The organism is Halorubrum sp. SS7, from assembly GCF_005435055.1.
In the GTDB taxonomy this organism is placed as follows: domain Archaea; phylum Halobacteriota; class Halobacteria; order Halobacteriales; family Haloferacaceae; genus Halorubrum; species Halorubrum salinarum.
The window spans coordinates 1-550 of sequence record NZ_SGXV01000251.1 but is presented as its reverse complement, the minus strand read 5'-3'; the positions used below and the strand labels follow the sequence as shown (position 1 = coordinate 550).

Below are 550 nucleotides of genomic sequence, written 5' to 3'. Positions count from 1 at the left end.
GACGAGGTTCGCCCCGAACGCGACGCCGACGGCACACGCGAGGCTGGCGGCGAAGGAGGCGAAGTAGCGGGTCTGCGCGTGTTCGCTCAGCCCGCGCATGTACCCGATGGAGTAGAAGCTCGTCACGATCCACAGGAGGCTCGCGAGCAGCGCGAACAGGATCCCGAGCGGGTCCGCGCGGAGCGCGAGCGAGATCCCGTTCCCGAACTCGCCGATCCGCGTGACGTAGGTGGTGCCCGCGAGGCCCCCCGGCACCATGCTCGCCACGAGGCCGAACTTCGTCGCGGCGACGGCGAGGGTGACCCCCTCTCGGACGTTCGGCCGCGACCGCAGCGAGAGGATGATCGGGATGGCCACGGCCGACACGAGCACGGCGAACAACGGTCGAAGGGAGGCGACGTCGGTCATTGGCGTATCAACTCGAACACGGTCTGGTCGATCAGCTGGTCGATCACTGGCACTGCGGCCGTGAGCGCGACGGCGAGGACGGCGGCGACGACGACGGTCACGATCATCCCGGTCGAGACGCTCTCGCCGCCGTCGGTCGCGG

1 pseudogene is annotated in these 550 nt (G+C 69.6%); it reads right to left on the bottom strand.

The features are described from left to right. Positions 1-408, bottom strand: a pseudogene (locus EXE44_RS17880) (monovalent cation/H+ antiporter subunit D family protein); the annotation flags it as partial. Between the last annotated feature and the right edge of the window lie 142 nt (positions 409-550).